At 34.6% G+C, this 16824-nt stretch carries 15 protein-coding genes; 12 read left to right on the forward strand and 3 right to left on the reverse strand.

Going from position 1 to position 16824, the window contains the following annotated elements; all coding sequences use genetic code 11:
- Positions 1–104 precede the first annotated feature (104 nt).
- From LB888_RS09870 to LB888_RS09885, 4 genes are all read left to right on the forward strand, one after another.
- Positions 105–1196, forward strand: coding sequence for a muramidase family protein (locus LB888_RS09870; RefSeq protein ID WP_318752809.1), 1092 nt, complete (start codon positions 105–107; stop codon positions 1194–1196).
- 518 nt (positions 1197–1714) lie between these two features.
- The gene (cdd, locus tag LB888_RS09875; RefSeq protein ID WP_311920857.1) at positions 1715–2116 is read left to right on the forward strand and encodes a cytidine deaminase; all 402 of its coding nucleotides are present in this window, start codon (positions 1715–1717) and stop codon (positions 2114–2116) included.
- 68 nt (positions 2117–2184) lie between these two features.
- Entirely contained in the window at positions 2185–2565 is a 381-nt protein-coding gene (locus tag LB888_RS09880) for a VOC family protein (protein ID WP_066126360.1), read from the forward strand.
- 511 nt (positions 2566–3076) lie between these two features.
- A complete protein-coding gene (locus LB888_RS09885; RefSeq protein ID WP_318752810.1) occupies positions 3077–4249 on the forward strand; it encodes a MalY/PatB family protein in 1173 nt (390 codons plus the stop codon).
- 72 nt (positions 4250–4321) lie between these two features.
- Here the strand turns inward: LB888_RS09885 and LB888_RS09890 are convergent, their stop codons facing one another.
- Genes LB888_RS09890 through LB888_RS09900 form a run of 3 tightly spaced genes read right to left on the reverse strand, consistent with a single transcriptional unit; the run spans position 4322 to position 9550 of the window.
- Entirely contained in the window at positions 4322–8227 is a 3906-nt protein-coding gene (locus LB888_RS09890) for a transglycosylase domain-containing protein (RefSeq protein WP_318752811.1), read from the reverse strand.
- Entirely contained in the window at positions 8155–8520 is a 366-nt protein-coding gene (locus LB888_RS09895) for a hypothetical protein (RefSeq protein WP_318752812.1), read from the reverse strand. Before LB888_RS09895 ends, LB888_RS09890 begins: the two co-directional genes overlap by 73 nt.
- A gap of 58 nt (positions 8521–8578) precedes the next feature.
- On the reverse strand, positions 8579–9550 hold the full coding sequence (locus LB888_RS09900; protein ID WP_276648649.1) for a rhodanese-related sulfurtransferase: 972 nt from the start codon (positions 9548–9550) through the stop codon (positions 8579–8581).
- A gap of 188 nt (positions 9551–9738) precedes the next feature.
- Between LB888_RS09900 and LB888_RS09905 the strand changes: the two genes are divergently transcribed.
- The 8 genes from LB888_RS09905 to LB888_RS09940 all read left to right on the forward strand — a co-directional run bounded on the left by LB888_RS09905 (position 9739) and on the right by LB888_RS09940 (position 16351).
- Entirely contained in the window at positions 9739–10638 is a 900-nt protein-coding gene (locus LB888_RS09905; RefSeq protein WP_318752813.1) for a diacylglycerol kinase family lipid kinase, read from the forward strand.
- Between the two features lie 115 nt (positions 10639–10753).
- Positions 10754–11044: a hypothetical protein gene (locus LB888_RS09910; protein ID WP_318752814.1), complete on the forward strand. Its 291-nt coding sequence runs from the start codon at positions 10754–10756 to the stop codon at positions 11042–11044.
- A gap of 11 nt (positions 11045–11055) precedes the next feature.
- Positions 11056–11244, forward strand: a complete 189-nt coding sequence (locus LB888_RS09915; protein ID WP_318752815.1) for a hypothetical protein — start codon at positions 11056–11058, stop codon at positions 11242–11244.
- Between the two features lie 537 nt (positions 11245–11781).
- Positions 11782–12114 (forward strand): DUF2187 domain-containing protein, encoded by a 333-nt coding sequence (locus tag LB888_RS09920; RefSeq protein ID WP_078756376.1) that lies wholly within the window; start codon positions 11782–11784, stop codon positions 12112–12114.
- Positions 12115–12261: 147 nt separating this feature from the next.
- Positions 12262–12690, forward strand: a complete 429-nt coding sequence (locus tag LB888_RS09925) for a MarR family winged helix-turn-helix transcriptional regulator (protein ID WP_078756377.1) — start codon at positions 12262–12264, stop codon at positions 12688–12690.
- Between the two features lie 71 nt (positions 12691–12761).
- On the forward strand, positions 12762–13361 hold the full coding sequence (locus LB888_RS09930; protein ID WP_311920864.1) for a superoxide dismutase: 600 nt from the start codon (positions 12762–12764) through the stop codon (positions 13359–13361).
- A gap of 218 nt (positions 13362–13579) precedes the next feature.
- Positions 13580–14995 (forward strand): hypothetical protein, encoded by a 1416-nt coding sequence (locus LB888_RS09935; RefSeq protein WP_318752816.1) that lies wholly within the window; start codon positions 13580–13582, stop codon positions 14993–14995.
- 12 nt (positions 14996–15007) lie between these two features.
- Entirely contained in the window at positions 15008–16351 is a 1344-nt protein-coding gene (locus tag LB888_RS09940) for an MATE family efflux transporter (protein WP_318752817.1), read from the forward strand.
- Positions 16352–16824: the final 473 nt, after the last annotated feature.

The raw sequence follows: 16824 nt of genomic DNA on the forward strand, positions 1-16824 counted from the left end.
AAAAATTTTTGAATTCTGATTGAAGCGCTTGACTAATTTATATGAGAGTGTTATCTTTAATGTAACAAAAGTGTTACAAATGTTACAAAAAAGGGGAGTTAACAATGAAAAATTTAAAGCGTACTTTATTAGTTTCAATTGCCACTTTAGGATTTTCTGTATCACCATTAATGATTGAAGCTCAAGCAACTCAATATTCAGTAGTTGCCGGAGATACCCTATGGAAAGTTGCCAAAGCAAATGGTGTGACAGTAGCTGAATTGAAACAGTGGAATAATTTAACCAGTGATTTCTTACAAATTGGTCAAAAGTTAACTGTTTCTGCTACAACACCAGAAGCACCAGAAGCACCAGAAGAACCATCTGAACCAAGTACAGTTTATACCGTCGTAGCGGGTGATTCATTATGGAAGATTGCCAATACAAATGGAGTGACTGTAGCGCAAATTAAGCAGTGGAATAATTTAACCAGTGATTTCTTACAAATTGGCCAAAAATTAAAATTAACAGGTACGACTGCACCAGAAGCACCAGAAACACCAACTGAACCAAGTACCGTTTATACGGTCGCAGCAGGCGATTCATTATGGAAGATTGCCAATGCAAATGGCGTGACTGTAGCGCAAATTAAGCAATGGAATAATTTAACCAGTGATTTCTTACAAATTGGTCAAAAATTAAAATTAGCAGGAACCGCTGCACCAGAAACACCAGAAGAACCATCTGAACCAAGTACAGTGTATACCGTCGTAGCAGGCGATTCATTATGGAAGATTGCCAATGTACATGGCGTGACTGTAGCGCAAATTAAGCAATGGAATAATTTAACCAGGGATTTCTTACAAATTGGTCAAAAATTAAAATTAGCAGGAACCGCTGCACCAGAAGAACCATCTAAACAATACACTGTTGTCAAAGGTGATTCATTATGGACTATTGCAAAAGCTCATGGTACAACAGTTGCTAAAATTAAACAATTAAATAATTTAACCAGTGATTTCTTACAAATTGGTCAAAAATTAAAATTAACAGGAACTACTGCACCAGAAGCACCATCTAAACAATACACTGTTGTCAAAGGTGATTCATTATGGACTATTGCAAAAGCTCATGGTACAACAGTTGCTAAAATTAAACAATTAAATAATTTAACGAGTGATTTCTTACAAATTGGTCAAAAATTAACTATTAAATAGTAGTTAAACTATAAGTGAAGCATTAATCGTTCGATTGTTATGCTAACTTAGCTTCGTTATTTCCATCTCATTTCATCTATTACAAATGGAATGGGGTGGATTTATTTATATTGTCTATTTTTAATCGTTTTTAATCGGAATAATGGTACATTTAAATTTAATGAATTGATGAAACTCAACTGACATTTTACATAAAATCGTTTATAATAAGATTAATACCCCCATTGAGAGGATGAAGTTTATGAGTAAACCTATTTTATTTTTAGTTCAGTTTGTCCTGATACCGATCCTTTTATTAAACTATTAGAACCTTATCAAATCGAATATGAGGCGGTTAATATTACGGAAACAATGCCGAATTTGAAAAGATTTTTAAGTTTACGAGATACTCGTGAAGAATTTTTGGAAAAAAAGAAATGAATCAAGTAGGTATTCCAGTTTTAGTAACGGAAGATGCAACCTTAATTTTTGATGAAGCGGCATTAATTGATTATTACAAAGGAAAATGAGGTGTTAAGATGGCAACTAAAGAAGAATTAATTAAATTATCAAGATCAGTACAAAAAAATGCTTATATTCCTTATTCACATTTTCCCGTAGGATGCGCAATGGAAATGAAAGATGGCACCATTATAGAAGGTGTGAACGTTGAAAATGTCTCTTTTGGTGTTACGAACTGTGCTGAACGTTCAGCGATATTTACTGCTGCCACGAAAGGTTACCGACCTAAGTCAATAGCAGCGATCGCTGTCAGTGGTGATACAGAAGATTTTCTTCCACCATGTAGTATTTGTCGTCAAGTAATGGTTGAATTTTGTGATCCAGATACGCCAGTTTATTTAACAAGAAATAATGGTGACATTTTAACAACTTCGGTAAAAGAATTAGTGCCATTTGCTTTCGAAAAATTAGATATGTAAAGCAAAACTTTTGTTATAAAATTAATAATTTGCTATGATATAAGTAGTAATGAAATAGGAGTGAAAACATGGCACAAACATTATTACACGCGTGCTATCGCGTTTATGATTTAGAAGCATCAATTAAATTTTATACAGAGGTATTTGACTTTACTGTTAGTCGTGAACGTCGTTTCCCAGAACATGGCTTTGATATTATTTATTTAGTAGTACCTGGTTCAGATTTTGAATTAGAGTTAACTTACAATTATGATTCAGATCGCTATGAAATTGGAAATGGCTTTAGTCATTTAGCTATCGGTGTAGATGATTTACAAGCAATTCATGCAAAATGTAAAGAATCTGGATATGAAACAACCGAGTTAAAAGGTTTGCCTGGTTCTGAACCGTCTTACTTCTTCGTAACCGACCCAGATGGCTATCGTTTAGAAGTAATGCGTAACAAATAATTTATTACAGGATCATTGAGCTTTAGCTTACCTTAATAAGGGTGCCAGAGCTCTTTTTTATTCTTTCAGTGAGTTAATTATCCATTATCTTTTATATTTACTTTAATATAAAAGATAATGATTAAATATGTTAAGCTTGGACATCCATCATTTAGATGAATTCAGTCAGATGATTGCTTTCGATTGAAGGATATGATATAGTGTCTATATGCGATGAGTCGAAAGCAGTCTGGTAGACTGAAAGACAGTATAGCATGAAGCCAGGATGGCGCTATATGTTATCATGTTGTGAACCGTGATAACTGATACTTTAGTATTCTGTCGTTTCGTAGAGACTAACAATAAAGTTTTCTTTATTGTTAAGTCTCTTTTTTTGTTATTAGCCGATTGTATAATAGTTGTTCGATAGTATATGTTCTGTCTAAGTATTAATAAATATTGATTACCATTGACAGTCAAATGATAAAAATTATACAATTCAGTTAGTAACGGAATAGAGAAGAGGGATTTAATGCAAAAGTTTATTAAAAAGTATGCGATTGATAGAAAAGGCACTCATTCTGTAAAATGGGATGGTCTCCAACCAATCTTTGGTGCCGAAAATTTGCTTCCACTTTGGGTCGCAGATATGGATTTTAAAGTAGCGGACGGAATTAATCAAGCGATTACAAAGCGTATTGAACATGGCGTTTATGGTTATTCTTTTTTGGATGATGACTACTATGAGCCGTTTTTTAAATGGATGCAAGAACACTTTAATGTACAATTAAACAAGGATTGGATTCGTTTCACTCCAAGTGTAGTAAAGGCTTTGTATCATTTTGTAAATGCTTTTACAAAACCAGAAGAGGCTGTTATTATAATGCAACCCGTTTATTATCCTTTTAGTCATGCTATCGAACATACCGGTCGGAAATTAGTATCAGCGGACTTAATCGAAACAACGGACCATCATTTTGAAATAGATTTTGAGGCATTTGAAGCCAAACTTATTGAACATCAAGTTAAACTCTTTATTTTATGTTCACCTCATAATCCAGTAGGACGGGTATGGAAGGAAAAAGAATTAAGAAGATTATTAGATATTTGTCAAAAACACCAAGTTGTGATAATTGCGGACGAAATTCATCAAGATTTTGCTTATCAACCCCACCGACAAATCGCATTATTGAGCCTCAATCACCCTTATATTCAAGAGGGTGTCATTGCGGTAACATCTGCATCTAAAACCTTTAATATTGCAGGTTTAACTCACTCCATGGTTATGATACCTAATGAAACATTACGTTCACACTATGATCAATATGTTAACCGTGTGGGCGACATCGGTGTCAATTTAATAGGTTCTATCGCTACTGCGGCAGCTTATGAAACAGGTGAAGCATGGTTAGAATCTTTACTACAAGTGATTCAATATAATGATCAACTAGTGCGTCAAAAATTGACAGATCATGCACCAGAAATTATCATATACCCATTAGAAGGAACCTATCTTCAATTTATCAATTTGAATCCTATTTTAAAGGGACGTGATTGTAAGGCGTTTATTCAAGATCAATGTGGCTTGGCTGTTGATTTTGGAGAATGGTTTGGGAAAGGTTATAATGGTTACATTCGTTTGAATTTAGCAACTTCACCTGCGATTATTGAAGAAGCTGTTCAAAAGATATTAGACCATTTGTAAAAGATAAATAAAAACTCCGAGATAGTATCAGTCGATTAATACTGATTTCTTCTCGGAGTTTTCTGTTCTCAATTAACCTGGAGCAACGGTTGTACTAGCAGGTGGCTCTGTAACCTCTGGTTGAGTTTCAGGAGCTGGCGTTCCACTTTCATTTGGTGTTTCACCATCAGTTGTCGTTTCACTAGATTCCGTTGTCGTTGTTTGAGAGTTATTTCTTTGTTGTGCTTCTCGTTGTTTACGAGCCGCTTCTTGAGCTTTAGCAATATAAGAAGCCCAGAAATTCTGTGCATCTTGCTCAGTTCCATTAAAGATAAAGTCGTATTTTAATTCAGGTGCAGGTCTAGAAGTTTTGAAAATTTCTTTAACCAGTGGTTGGTTAACATTAATGTTAGTACCGTTCACTGTTATAGACCCTGGTAGTGTACCTGTCTCTTTAAGGACTTCTGTTTCTTTAACACTATCTGGCATGACGAATATTTCTTCGGTACCAAAGATGTCAGGATATTGAGCATAAAGTTCATTCATAATATTAGCCCAATAAATTTGGATACGCTCGGATTCACGTCCGTAACCATCGTTAATATCAATATAATAATCATAATAACGATTGTCATAACCTATCCAAGTACCAGTAGTAATTTTAGGGGTTGAAGCTAAATACCAAATATCACGTGAATTTTCACTGATACCGGATTTGGCGATCCAATCACCACCCATTTGCATATGAGCAGCTGCTGTACGGCCTGTACCTTCGGTATTAGTATCTCTCAGCATATCCACTAAAATATAGTTTGTATCTTCTGAAAAAACTTTTACAGGTTCTACGTCATGTTGATATATCACATTTCCATAAGCATCTTCAATACGCTCAATAAAATACCCATCAATATATTGTCCATTATTTGCAAAGGTCGTAAAGGCTCTTGTCTGTTCAAAAACGGTCGGACCAGTCGTGACTCCACCTAAGGAGAAGGCTAAGTTTTCGGTATCTTCTTTAGTATATGAATCATTGATATCAAAGCCCATTTTTTTCATATAATCAAAAATTGGAATGTTATTTTCGACTAATTTTTGATAAATACGAACGGCTGGTAGGTTATCTGATTTCAGTAAAGCAGTACGAGCAGTCATTAACCCTCCACTGACCACACCACCGTAGTTAGTTGGGGTCCATGTGCTACCATCTTCAAAGGTAATTTCAAAGGCGGTATCCGGAATAACAGTTGATGGATTAATCAAATTATTTTCAACAGCCGGACCATATACTGCCAGAGGCTTAATGGTTGAACCCGGTGAACGTCTCATACCAAAGGCATGGTCAATTTGATTGTTTTCATAATCTGTACCAGCCACAAAACCAAGTACTTTACCTGTTTTATTTTCCATTACGACAATACCAGCTTGAACAGTTTCAACATAGTATGTTTCATCGCCTGAATCAGGATCTGTATAGACACCATCATATGACACACCTAATTGATCTTTGTATTTAGCAGCTAGTGTTTGTAATGAATCATAAATATCTTTATTGATAGTTGTATAGACATGGTAGCCACCAGTTCTTAATTGTTCAAGTGCTTCAAAATAAAATTCGTTATACCAATCTACATCAGCATTAACTTGATCCCAAGTTAAACCTTGGTCGGCAATATTTAAACGCATAATTTGTTCAATTGCACCATTCATCATGGATTGATATAAGTAAGTTTGTCTTTCGACACTCTTTTGTTCAGTAGGAATAAAGTCTTTGGTGATGTCATACTGTATCGATTGCTCATATTCTTCTTTGGTGATTTTTTGTGCACGGTACATTCTAAACAGTACTTCTTTCATCCGTTCGATTCCTGCGGTTTGATCTTCATTAATTTCACCATATTGATTATAAGGCGTGTAATTATATGGATCTTGTGGTAAACCAACTAAGAAAGCGGCTTGAGCTAAGTTTACTTCATTTGGACTTTTTCCAAAAATACCTTCAGAAGCACTTAGAATACCTGCGACGTTTTCGCCATTGTTATTGCGACCAAAAGGCGAAATATTTAAATAAGCAGTTAGAATTTCATCTTTACTAAAATAATTTTCAACCCGTAAAGCTAGTAATATCTCGTTAGCTTTACGGAAGAAGGTGACATCATTCGTCAACATTTGTTGTTTAACTAATTGTTGCGTTAAGGTAGAACCACCAGTACCAGAACCAGACAATAACAACTCTTGTAAGGCTGCTCTTAAGATTGCTTTTGGCACAATGCCTGGATGATCATAGAAATATTCATCTTCAGTTGCAACCAATCCATCTACGATATATTGTGAAATATCACTTAATTGAGTGACACTTCGAACCACATCGGCTCTAACATTCGCAATAGGATTACCATCGGCATAGTATAGGGTACTTTGTTGTTCGACACGATTAATTTGTTCTGCCATCTCTTCCTTAGAAGGAGGGGGTGTCTTGGAAACCAAATTGGCAAAGTAGCCTAGACCAATACCGCCCGCTAATGCACCCATTAATAATCCGATTAATAAAATATAAATTGCAAAACGTTTTAGAACGTCAAAGAAAACATTAAAACCAAAAATTACTTTTTCTTTGGTTGAAAGATTGGAGAGTGAATAGATATCACTTTCTTTTTTACTTTTACGTTTCTTTTTATTATGTTTTTTGGCTTTGATTATTTCAGTTTTATTTTGCGACACTGAAGATGCCACCACTACCTCGTCAAAGTTATCAGTGTCATCATTAATGTGTTCAGAATGAACTTCATTTTTTGATGTAGACTGGTTTTCTGTTTCATTTTCAGTATGATCATCCATTATTAGAGGAACTGTAGGTCCATCTGCATGATCTTTAGCTCCTAAGTTGGAATAATCAGATTCAACATCGGCTTTATTGGATTCAGCGTCTGATTTCATAGTTTCAGAATCGGCTTTGTTAATTCCAGAGTCGTCTTTGTCAATTTCAGAGTCATCTTTCACAGCTTTCGAGTCAGAATAATCATAATTGCCTATCGTATCTGAAGCTTCTAAATCAGACGCATCATTATGAGATAACGATCTATTTTGTTCAGATAATGCGTTTTGATTGTTTTGACCCGCTAATTGATTCTGTAACTGGTCATTTTCATCAGCTTTTGCCATTGTGTCAGCTTTAGTCGATGTTGAATCAACTATGTTAGAAGCCGATTTTGATAGGAAACTCGCGTCACCGGTAGGTGATATATTATCAATAGTGACATTACTTTGAGCTGAGTAACGACTATCCTTACTTTCAGAGTATTCATTTGATAGAATCCTAGATGATGAAACCTCTTCATGATCGACGTTGTTATCAGAAAAAACATTACTTGCTGAAACCTTCTTGTTTTGTTTATCATCGATTGATGAGTCAGATTTTGAATTTTTAGAAAGATTATCGGGGTGAATCGTTAAAAGTTCTTCACTCGAATAGTCGATTTTGCTAGACGAGGTTCCATCAACATTATCACCCGATTGAACGTCGTTTTCTCGGTGCTGTTTTCCCATTGTATTCACTTTTGAAGGAGTTAAGGAATCCAAGATAGGTGGATTCGCTAGAGCTTCTTCATCTGGAAGTTGAATAGAATCCATTTGATGAGAGTTATCATCGACCATCAAAGCTTCATGATAAGAATTGATGTCATGATAAGTTGCATCTTCCTGCTGGTATTCTTTATGGGTATACTTTGATTGACGACCAGAAGCAGCATTCGATTTTTCATTCAACTGATCATTATGAACGGGATTAATATCAGAAAAATTATCAATTTTTGAATCGGCTATTTCTTCATTTGGGGAGTTAACAGTTGACCCAGCATAGAGTGAATAATCTTCCTTAAGATTACGCTCATGGAATGTTCTTTCAACTTCACTGGCATCAGCAATATTTTCTAACTCTTCAATGCGTAGACGGCGACGACGCTCTCTTTCAGCTCTAATTTGTTCGCGAGTAGGTAAGGGCATCTTGCCCATCTTATCCCGATTTTTTTCACGTTCATAAAAATCCATCTTATCATTTTTTTATATGGATTTTGGTGAGGCGACTGACTATCGACTGCTTGAGTGAAAAGTGATTGAAGACGGCGGATTGAACGATCAATGTGACTAGAAGTTTGGCTTTTAGGCTCTACTTCTTTAGATTCATGAGGCAACTCCGGCTTTTTAGGTTTAGGAGGCTCATGATAGTCAAAATCAACATCGTAAAAATTGCCGTTCTTTTTATTGTTTTGAGGAATCTCATCTTCAAACTTACTCACTATCACACCTACTTTCTTCTATTATCGTCCATACTTAATTAGCTAATTTGATTATAACTTACGCAGTAGCGGAATCTTTTAATGACTCACCAATTGCGTTTAAACGTGCTTCCCATTCTTCTGTTGATAATTTATTTTCCACAATGTATCGATTACGAGGATGGCGACGGCATTCAGCACAACAACCACGCACATATTTGTGCTCATTGTCTTCTGAACATAGGATTTGTTCATTACAGAATGGGTTACCACAATTGACATAGCGTTCACATGGTGTACCGTCAAAATGGTCTTTACCAATAACTGTTGGGTTTACATGGTTAATTGGAACTGCAATACGCTCGTCAAAGACATACATTTTACCTTCCCATAAATCCCCACGTACTTCTGGATCTTTACCGTAAGTATCAATACCGCCATGCAATTGACCAACGTCTTTGAAACCTTCACGAAGCATCCAACCTGAGAATTTTTCACAACGGATACCACCAGTACAGTAAACTACAACACGTTTTTCCATGAATTTTTCTTTATTATCTAGAACCCATTGAGGTAGTTCACGGAAATTACGAATATCCGGGCGAATGGCACCTTTAAAATGACCTAAGTCATATTCATAGTCATTACGAGTATCTAAGACAATGGTATCTTCGTCTAAGATAGCGTCACGGAATTCTTTTGGTGATAAATATTGTCCAGTAGTAGTATGTGGATCAATATCATCTTCTAAGTTTAAAGCCACAATTTCTTCACGTGGTCTGACAAACAATTTCTTGTGAGCATAGTCATCTGCTTCATCTTCTTTAAACCATAAGTCTTCAAAGCCAGGTAATGAATGGACATATTCTTTATATTTTTCAGTTTGTTCAATTGTTCCTGAAACAGTCCCATTAATCCCTTCAGTTCCGACTAATACACGCCCTTTAAGGCCGATACTTTTTGCAAAAGCTAAATGTTCTTGACAAAAAGCTTCTGGGTCTTCTATGGTTTGATATTTATAGAAGAGTAATACACGGTAATCTTTTGACATAATTTATAATTCCTCCTTGTAGTTGCATGCTACAATTTTTTTTGCTATGGATAGCCTTTCTATTATATAATATTTTAACATATTTCTCCAATTTAGATAATTTATAAGCATAAATTTAACCTAGTTGTAACGATTTATGTAATAATTGACTTAAGAGAATAGCGAGTATTATTAAGAGGAGAGATTTTATGTTGAAAAAAGTCTTAGTGATTGCAAATCCAGGATCAGGTAAAAATAAAGCAGTGGAGTATGCAGGAAAATTAACACAAGTTTTACTAGAAGAGTATCAAGCAGAGGTAACTGTAAGAGTAACTGAAAAATTGGGAGATGCGACGGAATGGGCCGCACAATTTGAGGGGGATAGTGTCCTTTGTTTAGGTGGAGATGGTACTGTTAATGAAACAGCACATGGTGTTTTGAAAAATCCTCAGCAACCTAATTTTGGTTTTATTCCTCTTGGAACGGTCAATGATTTAGGTCGGGCAATAGGGTATGATTTGAATCCTGAAAGTGCGATTGAACAATTTCGCAATGTTCATCCACAGCCACTTGATATGGCTCAGGTCAATGATGTTTACTTTATTAACACTTTAGCAGTTGGTTCAATTGCAACTTCAGTGATGGAGACTGATTCTGATGACAAAAATACTTTAGGATTCTTTGCATATGTTAAAGATGCTGTGAGTTCATTTTTTGAGTCAGACGCATTGAAGTTAACAATTGATGATGGAGAAAATGAATATCCTATTGACACTAATTTAGTGGTTTGTGCTTTAACCAATAGTGTGGGTGGTTTTGAACAACTTGTACCAGAGGCGACAATTGATGATGGAAAAATTCACCTATTGGCAGCTAAAGGAAGTGCCCCGCAAGATTTAGTTAAAGCAGCCATAGATGGCGGATTAAAACTACAAGATTCAGATCATTTACTGATCTTAGAAAGTGAACAATTTAATATTCGTTATACTGATAAAGATGATGACCATGAAGTTTATGGTAATATTGATGGAGATAAAGGACCAGCAGTGCCATTATCAATAAAATGTCTACCACAAGCGATTAAGGTATTGCAACCAGTAGTTGAATAATTAATAATAGCTGTTACCGTCTAATCGAATATATTTTGATAAAAATTAAATAAACTGCGAATAGTTGATTGTCGGGCTATGACGGAAAAAATTTGCAAAAAATATAATAATTCTTGTGAAGCCAACGCTTTACTTTATTGCGCAGTGGTTAAGTGGCCTCAACCTGCGTCTTAATGAGGTTAAAGTTAAATTTGGTAAACTCAATCAAGTTATTGTTATTAAAGTAAAAGCGCAGTGGTTAAGTGGCCTCAACCTGCGTCTTAATGAGGTTAAAGATAAATTTGGTAAACTCAATCAAGTTATTGTTATTAAAGTAAAAGCGCAGTGGTTGAATGGCATCAACCTGCGTCTTAAAGAGGTTAAAAATAAATTTGGTAAACTCAATCAAGTATTGTTATTAAATTAAAAACGCAGTGGTTGAGTGGTCTCAATCTGCGTCTTAATGACTTGCTTGAGACCTACTCAACTTTGCGGGGGTGGACAGACGAAGCGAAAATTATTCAATTTTCTACTTCTGGTCCACTCCCAACTGTGCGGGGGAGAAGAGACGAAGCGAAAATTATTCAATTTTCTACTTCTGGTCCACTCCCAACTGTGCGGGGGTGAAGAGACGAAGCGAAAATTATTCAATTTTCTACTTCTGGTCTACTCCCAACTGTGCGGGGGTGAACAGACGAAGCGAAAATTATTCAATTTTCTACTTCTGGTCCACTCCCAACTGTGCGGGGGTGAACAGACGAAGCAAAAATTATTCAATTTTCTACTTCTGGTCCACTCCCAACTGTGCGGGGAGAAGAGACGAAGCGAAAATTATTCAATTTCTACTTCTGTTCCATTTCATAGCGAGTGGCTAAGATTTTGACCTCAAAATTCGTAAATGTAGAGTTTTTGAACTTAAGTCACAGTCTCAATTAAAATCCTAATAAAACATTGAGAAAAATCCTTCTACAAACTATTCACAAGTAAAAAATAATATTGATTATGTTTATTAAAAATATAAGCCACTATGTATACTTATTTTAAATCTAAATCTAAATCACAGCTAAAGATCTTGAAAAGTTCAAATTGAATGCGTTTTTCTTTTAAATGTGGTACAATAGATTTAGTTGTAGGCGTTCTTGTCAATTAGGAAGAGGGTACGATATGACAAAGAAACTTAACATAAAAACCAAGAAAATAATTGAAAAAGAGTTACGTCGAGGGACAAGTAAATCACGAATTGCCGCTATTCTCCAAGTAGAATTTGATGAAGCACAAGAAATGATTGAAAAGGTAAAAAAATCGATTAGACCTGAATTGAACGAAGTCATTACTTTTGAATTTAGGGATAATATGATGCGTGGGACAATTATTAAATTATTGACAAATAGCGCCGTTGTAAAAATTAACTGGGACTATTCAGACACTACAATGAAAGATATTTGTGAAGATAAGACCATTGTTAATTTTAAGGATATTATTGATTTTATAGGCTAAAAGGTAGCGATTTGGCATTTATTTAAATGCTAAATCCTTTTTTTGTTTTATCTCTAGAGAAAGTATGTTAATATATTTAAGCGTGTTAAACAACGACATGAGGCATAAATATGGGAGGATTTATGACACTAAGAGAGGAGACAAAGTATGTCACGAAAAGCAGAATCTTTAAAAACTTATATTGCTTTAAAACGCAGCATTAATGAAATAGAATCTAAAACTCGTAAATTTGTAGGGAGTTTTGGTTTAAATTTGAATGAATTTGCGGTCTTAGAAATCTTATATCATAAAGGAAAACGAACGACGCAACAAATTAAAGAAGGTATTTTGATTGCTAATAGTAGTACGACTTATATCGTTGATAAATTATGTGATAAAGGATTAGTTAAACGTGAATTTGCTCCAGAAGATCGTCGAGTAATCAACGTAGAGATTACGGAAAGTGGACGCAAATTAATGGATGAGTTATTCCCAACTCATGCGGAGCAACTAACTGCTAATTTTGATAAATTAAGTGAATACGATATTACTGAAATTCGTCAGTTATTAAAGAAAATGAATGGTATAAAATCTTAATATAAGCAAATAACTTTTTTATTATCTTTAAAAATGTTAAACTTAAGTTAAAATATTAAGGAGGATTCTTTATGACTTTTGAATTACCAAAATTAAACTATGAATATGCTGCTTTAGAACCCGTTATTGATGCTCAAACGATGGAAATCCATTATACAAAACATCATAACGCTTATGTTACTAACTTGAATAAAGCAGTTGAAGGTACAGAATATGCTGACAAATCAATTGAAGAATTAGTTAAAGGTTGGGCAGAATTGCCAGAAGATATTCAAACTGCTGTCCGCAACAACGGTGGTGGTCACTATAATCATACATTATTCTGGGAAGAATTAGTAGCGCCTTCTCAAGCGAAAGAGATTCCAGCAGATTTAGAAGCAAAACTTGTTGAAGCATTTGGTTCTGTAGACGAATTTAAAGAAAAATTTGCTGCTGCTGCCGCTTCACGTTTTGGTTCCGGTTGGGCTTGGTTAGTTTCTAATGATGGTAAATTAGAAGTAGTTTCTACTCCAAATCAAGATAACCCATTAACAGATGGCTTAGTACCTTTATTAGGTTTAGATGTTTGGGAACATGCATACTACTTAAACTACCAAAACCGTCGTCCAGATTATATTAAAGCATTCTGGGACGTAGTAAACTGGGAAGTTGTTGCAGATCGCTTAGCTTAGTCTAAGATTATATAGTTGAATTAATTTTCGTCTAACATTTTACAATGTTAGACGATTTTTTTATGTAAAATTATCCGCTACAAGAGGCGTAAACAAGCATTTTTAAGGCTGTTAGTTGCAGATATTTCAGTTTGTTACAAGTTGATAATCTTCTTTTTCATAGGTTGTTAGTAGGGGATTAATCAGATATAATACAAAAGAGATAGGGGGAGAGTTTGATGAACTTTAAAAGAAATTGTCTTGTGACTTTAAGTGTATTATTGCTAAGTGGATGTGTTGATTTAAGCCCAGTTAATCCCATTAAAACGACTAGTAATATTTCTGAGTCAGTTGACGATAGCAAAGTCAATGTAATGGAAGACCACCAACAAAGTACTACCAAGAAGCAACAATTGCAACAATTAATAGCTAAGCGTTTTGAAGCCCTTGATAAAGTGAGCATGAATTTGGCTGTTTCCACTACAATTAATGACCAATTATATAAAGTCAAAGAAAAAACAGAGGAACTTTATGAAGAAGGTCAACTTAAAGGTTATTTGGTGACAAACCAAATTGAGCAAAACTCTCATGAGCTTGAAGAGCAAATTTACTATACTGGAGAAGAGTATTATTATCGCTTCAATTCTAATTCGTGGCAAAATTTGTCAGGAGATACTAAATCGACCATTCTTTATATTTCCTTAATGAAGTATTTATTTGAAGGAAGCGATGAATGGCAGCTTGATGAATCAGAAAACAACGTAATGGTTAAGCGTAAGATTGAGGATGAACAACTATTAACAATTGCACCTCAATTATTTAGTTTACCGATGATGCTTTCTAAAAATGCTCAGATTGAAATGGATGCACAATATCGAGTAGATACAGAAAATGGTGATATTACTTATATTGTAATGAATATGGTGATCAATGATTTAGATTCTCAATACAAGGTCAAAATCGAATCTAATATTAATTCGAAAGCTGAGTTTGAAAACTGGCAAATTGATACGAATCAAACAGTTAGCTTGGAAACCTCACAAAAAGAACAACAGCAATTGATTGCAGAAGCTAATCCTTATCAAGTGATTAATTATCTTGAGACTTACCGAGATGATCAAACCAAAACGACTTTAATAATGGGAAATTATTTAAATGGCGAACCCTATAGTTTAATTGAAGGTGTATTGAAAGAACAGTCATTGACTAATGTAAGTTTTTGGAAAGCAAATCGACAGTACCAAGAAATAGAAGGAAATGTTGAAATTCAAGAAGTTAAGCAAAGTAATCGCTATGCACAATTTGTTCAGCGCTTAGACGAACAGTACGATCTGTTAGAACAATTAGAAGCAACCGAAGAGTCAACTTTTATTACTTTGAGAGAGTTTTTTGAACAAGATTATGAACAATTTTCATCAACCTTAACTGAATTAGATAAGGAAGTATTCAATCAAGATAACAAGGTTTATGGAATTGATTATCTGATTAATAAAGAAACGTATCAATTAATGGGTGTCATTTTATGGAGTGCCGATGCCATTACGGCAGAAGTGGGAGCAACGATAACACTTAATTTTGATAACTTTAATGTATATAATCCGAGCTTATTAATGGATCAGGTGAGTGATCAAATTTTAGAAATGATAAATGAATAAGGGGTTTGGTGAATGGAACAAAAAAATCATTTTTATAAAACAATGTTAGCAATTGCGATACCAGTTGCGATTCAAAATTTAATTACTTCTTCTTTAAATATGCTAGATACGCTCATGATTTCTTCATTAGGAGATATTACGCTAGCAGGTGTGGGGTTGGCGAACCAAGTATTTTTCTTTTATATTTTGATATGTTTTGGAATTAATACAGGGTCATCAGTGTTAGTATCACAGTACTGGGGAAGAAAGGATACAGCCAATGTTCAACGTGTAACAGGCTTTGCAATTGCATTGTGTACCGGTTTTGGTTTATTGTTTACAATGATTGCTTTATTGTTCCCAAACTTTATAATGGGCCTACTCACTCGTGATCCAGAAGTCATTGCTAGTGGCAGTCGCTATTTGCAGGTGGTTAGTTTATCATATATTATGACGAGCGTTAGTTTTGCTTTTGGTACCTCATTAAGAAGTACCGGAGCACCTAATCGACCACTATATGCTTCGATTGTGGGCTTTTTTACGAACGCTATTTTTAATTATTTATTAATTTTTGGGATTGGTTTCTTACCACGTTTAGGTGTAGTAGGGGCTGCATTAGGAACGGTTATTGCACGTTTTGTAGAGTTTATGATGATTCTTTGGTATACCTTCCGTTATAAGGGACCGATTAATGCTTCTTTTAAACAATTTTTTAATTTTGACCAAACTTTTATACAACAATATATTGAAATTGTGAGTCCGGTTATTTTAAATGAAACCTTTTGGTCATTAGGGCAAGTGCTTTACAATATTGCTTATGCGATGACGGGGACAGAATCAACTGCTGCGGTTCAAATTGTTGCTTCTATACAGAACATATTATTTGTATTAGTACGAGGATTGGCTAACAGTTGTACAATTATGATTGGAAGTTCCGTGGGACGAGGCGAAACAGAAGAAGCCTACGATTTAGGGCTTCGTTTCATTAAAATTGTCATTATACTTGGAATTATCATCGGAACATCGGTTGTTCTGGGACGAGATATTTTATTAATGGCATTTCCATCCTTAAGTCCAACAGTTCGACATATTTCAAGTCAATTATTCATTGTAATTGGGTTATTCTATGTATTAAAAGCCTTTAATTCCATTATTGTAGTGGGCATCCTTAGAGGTGGTGGTGATACAAGATTTTCAATGTTTATGGAGACTTTTGCAGTTTGGTTGGTAGGAGTTCCTTTAGCTTTTATTGGAGCTAAATTTTTAGGATTGCCAATCTTATGGGTGATGTCAATGGTGTTAATGGATGAAGTAGTTAAAGCAATTGTCGGGTTCATGAGGTTTAGGTCTCAAAAATGGATTCATGTTATTAAGTAGTCTTAAACTAAAATTATTTTAATGAAAGCGACTCGTTAAAAACGAAGATGCCAATTCGATGCAAGTGATTTTGATTATTGAGAGATATGGTAGAATGGCATCAATCGACAAGTTAAGGTCTTGAGGAATTTTGACTCAATGGTCTACATTCTAAAGCGATAAAAATAAAGTATGTCACTCGATATTACTCATTTTAGTAATCGGCTGTTACCGTATGATATTTTAATGGTCGAACTTTATCTTTGGATAAACTTAACTATATAATACGACGAAATTAAATGTATTTGGATATACAAAAAGACTGAACAGAAATGATGGATAGCTCTCTATCAGTTAGATAGAAGGCTGTTCATAATAAATTACTGTTCAGTCTATTTATTTGTAGTTAATTAGTACAAAAGTCATCTAATAAAATTATTTTTCATTTGAAACGTCAAAAGTAAGAACGAGTCATTAATTTTAATTATGGATTG

The organism is Globicatella sp. PHS-GS-PNBC-21-1553 (assembly GCF_033564055.1).
GTDB lineage: Bacteria > Bacillota > Bacilli > Lactobacillales > Aerococcaceae > Globicatella > Globicatella sulfidifaciens.

Excerpts from the sequence above, each read along its gene's own strand:
- LB888_RS09870 (WP_318752809.1), top strand. The coding sequence starts at position 105 with ATGAAAAATTTAAAGCGTACTTTATTAGTTTCAATTGCCACTTTAGGA.
- LB888_RS09925 (WP_078756377.1), top strand. The coding sequence starts at position 12,262 with ATGTCACGAAAAGCAGAATCTTTAAAAACTTATATTGCTTTAAAACGC.
- LB888_RS09905 (WP_318752813.1), top strand. The coding sequence starts at position 9,739 with ATGTTGAAAAAAGTCTTAGTGATTGCAAATCCAGGATCAGGTAAAAAT.
- LB888_RS09940 (WP_318752817.1), top strand. The coding sequence starts at position 15,008 with ATGGAACAAAAAAATCATTTTTATAAAACAATGTTAGCAATTGCGATA.
- LB888_RS09930 (WP_311920864.1), top strand. The coding sequence starts at position 12,762 with ATGACTTTTGAATTACCAAAATTAAACTATGAATATGCTGCTTTAGAA.
- LB888_RS09920 (WP_078756376.1), top strand. The coding sequence starts at position 11,782 with ATGACAAAGAAACTTAACATAAAAACCAAGAAAATAATTGAAAAAGAG.
- LB888_RS09900 (WP_276648649.1), bottom strand. The coding sequence starts at position 9,550 with ATGTCAAAAGATTACCGTGTATTACTCTTCTATAAATATCAAACCATA.
- LB888_RS09890 (WP_318752811.1), bottom strand. The coding sequence starts at position 8,227 with ATGCCCTTACCTACTCGCGAACAAATTAGAGCTGAAAGAGAGCGTCGT.
- cdd (WP_311920857.1), top strand. The coding sequence starts at position 1,715 with ATGGCAACTAAAGAAGAATTAATTAAATTATCAAGATCAGTACAAAAA.
- LB888_RS09885 (WP_318752810.1), top strand. The coding sequence starts at position 3,077 with ATGCAAAAGTTTATTAAAAAGTATGCGATTGATAGAAAAGGCACTCAT.
- LB888_RS09880 (WP_066126360.1), top strand. The coding sequence starts at position 2,185 with ATGGCACAAACATTATTACACGCGTGCTATCGCGTTTATGATTTAGAA.
- LB888_RS09935 (WP_318752816.1), top strand. The coding sequence starts at position 13,580 with ATGAACTTTAAAAGAAATTGTCTTGTGACTTTAAGTGTATTATTGCTA.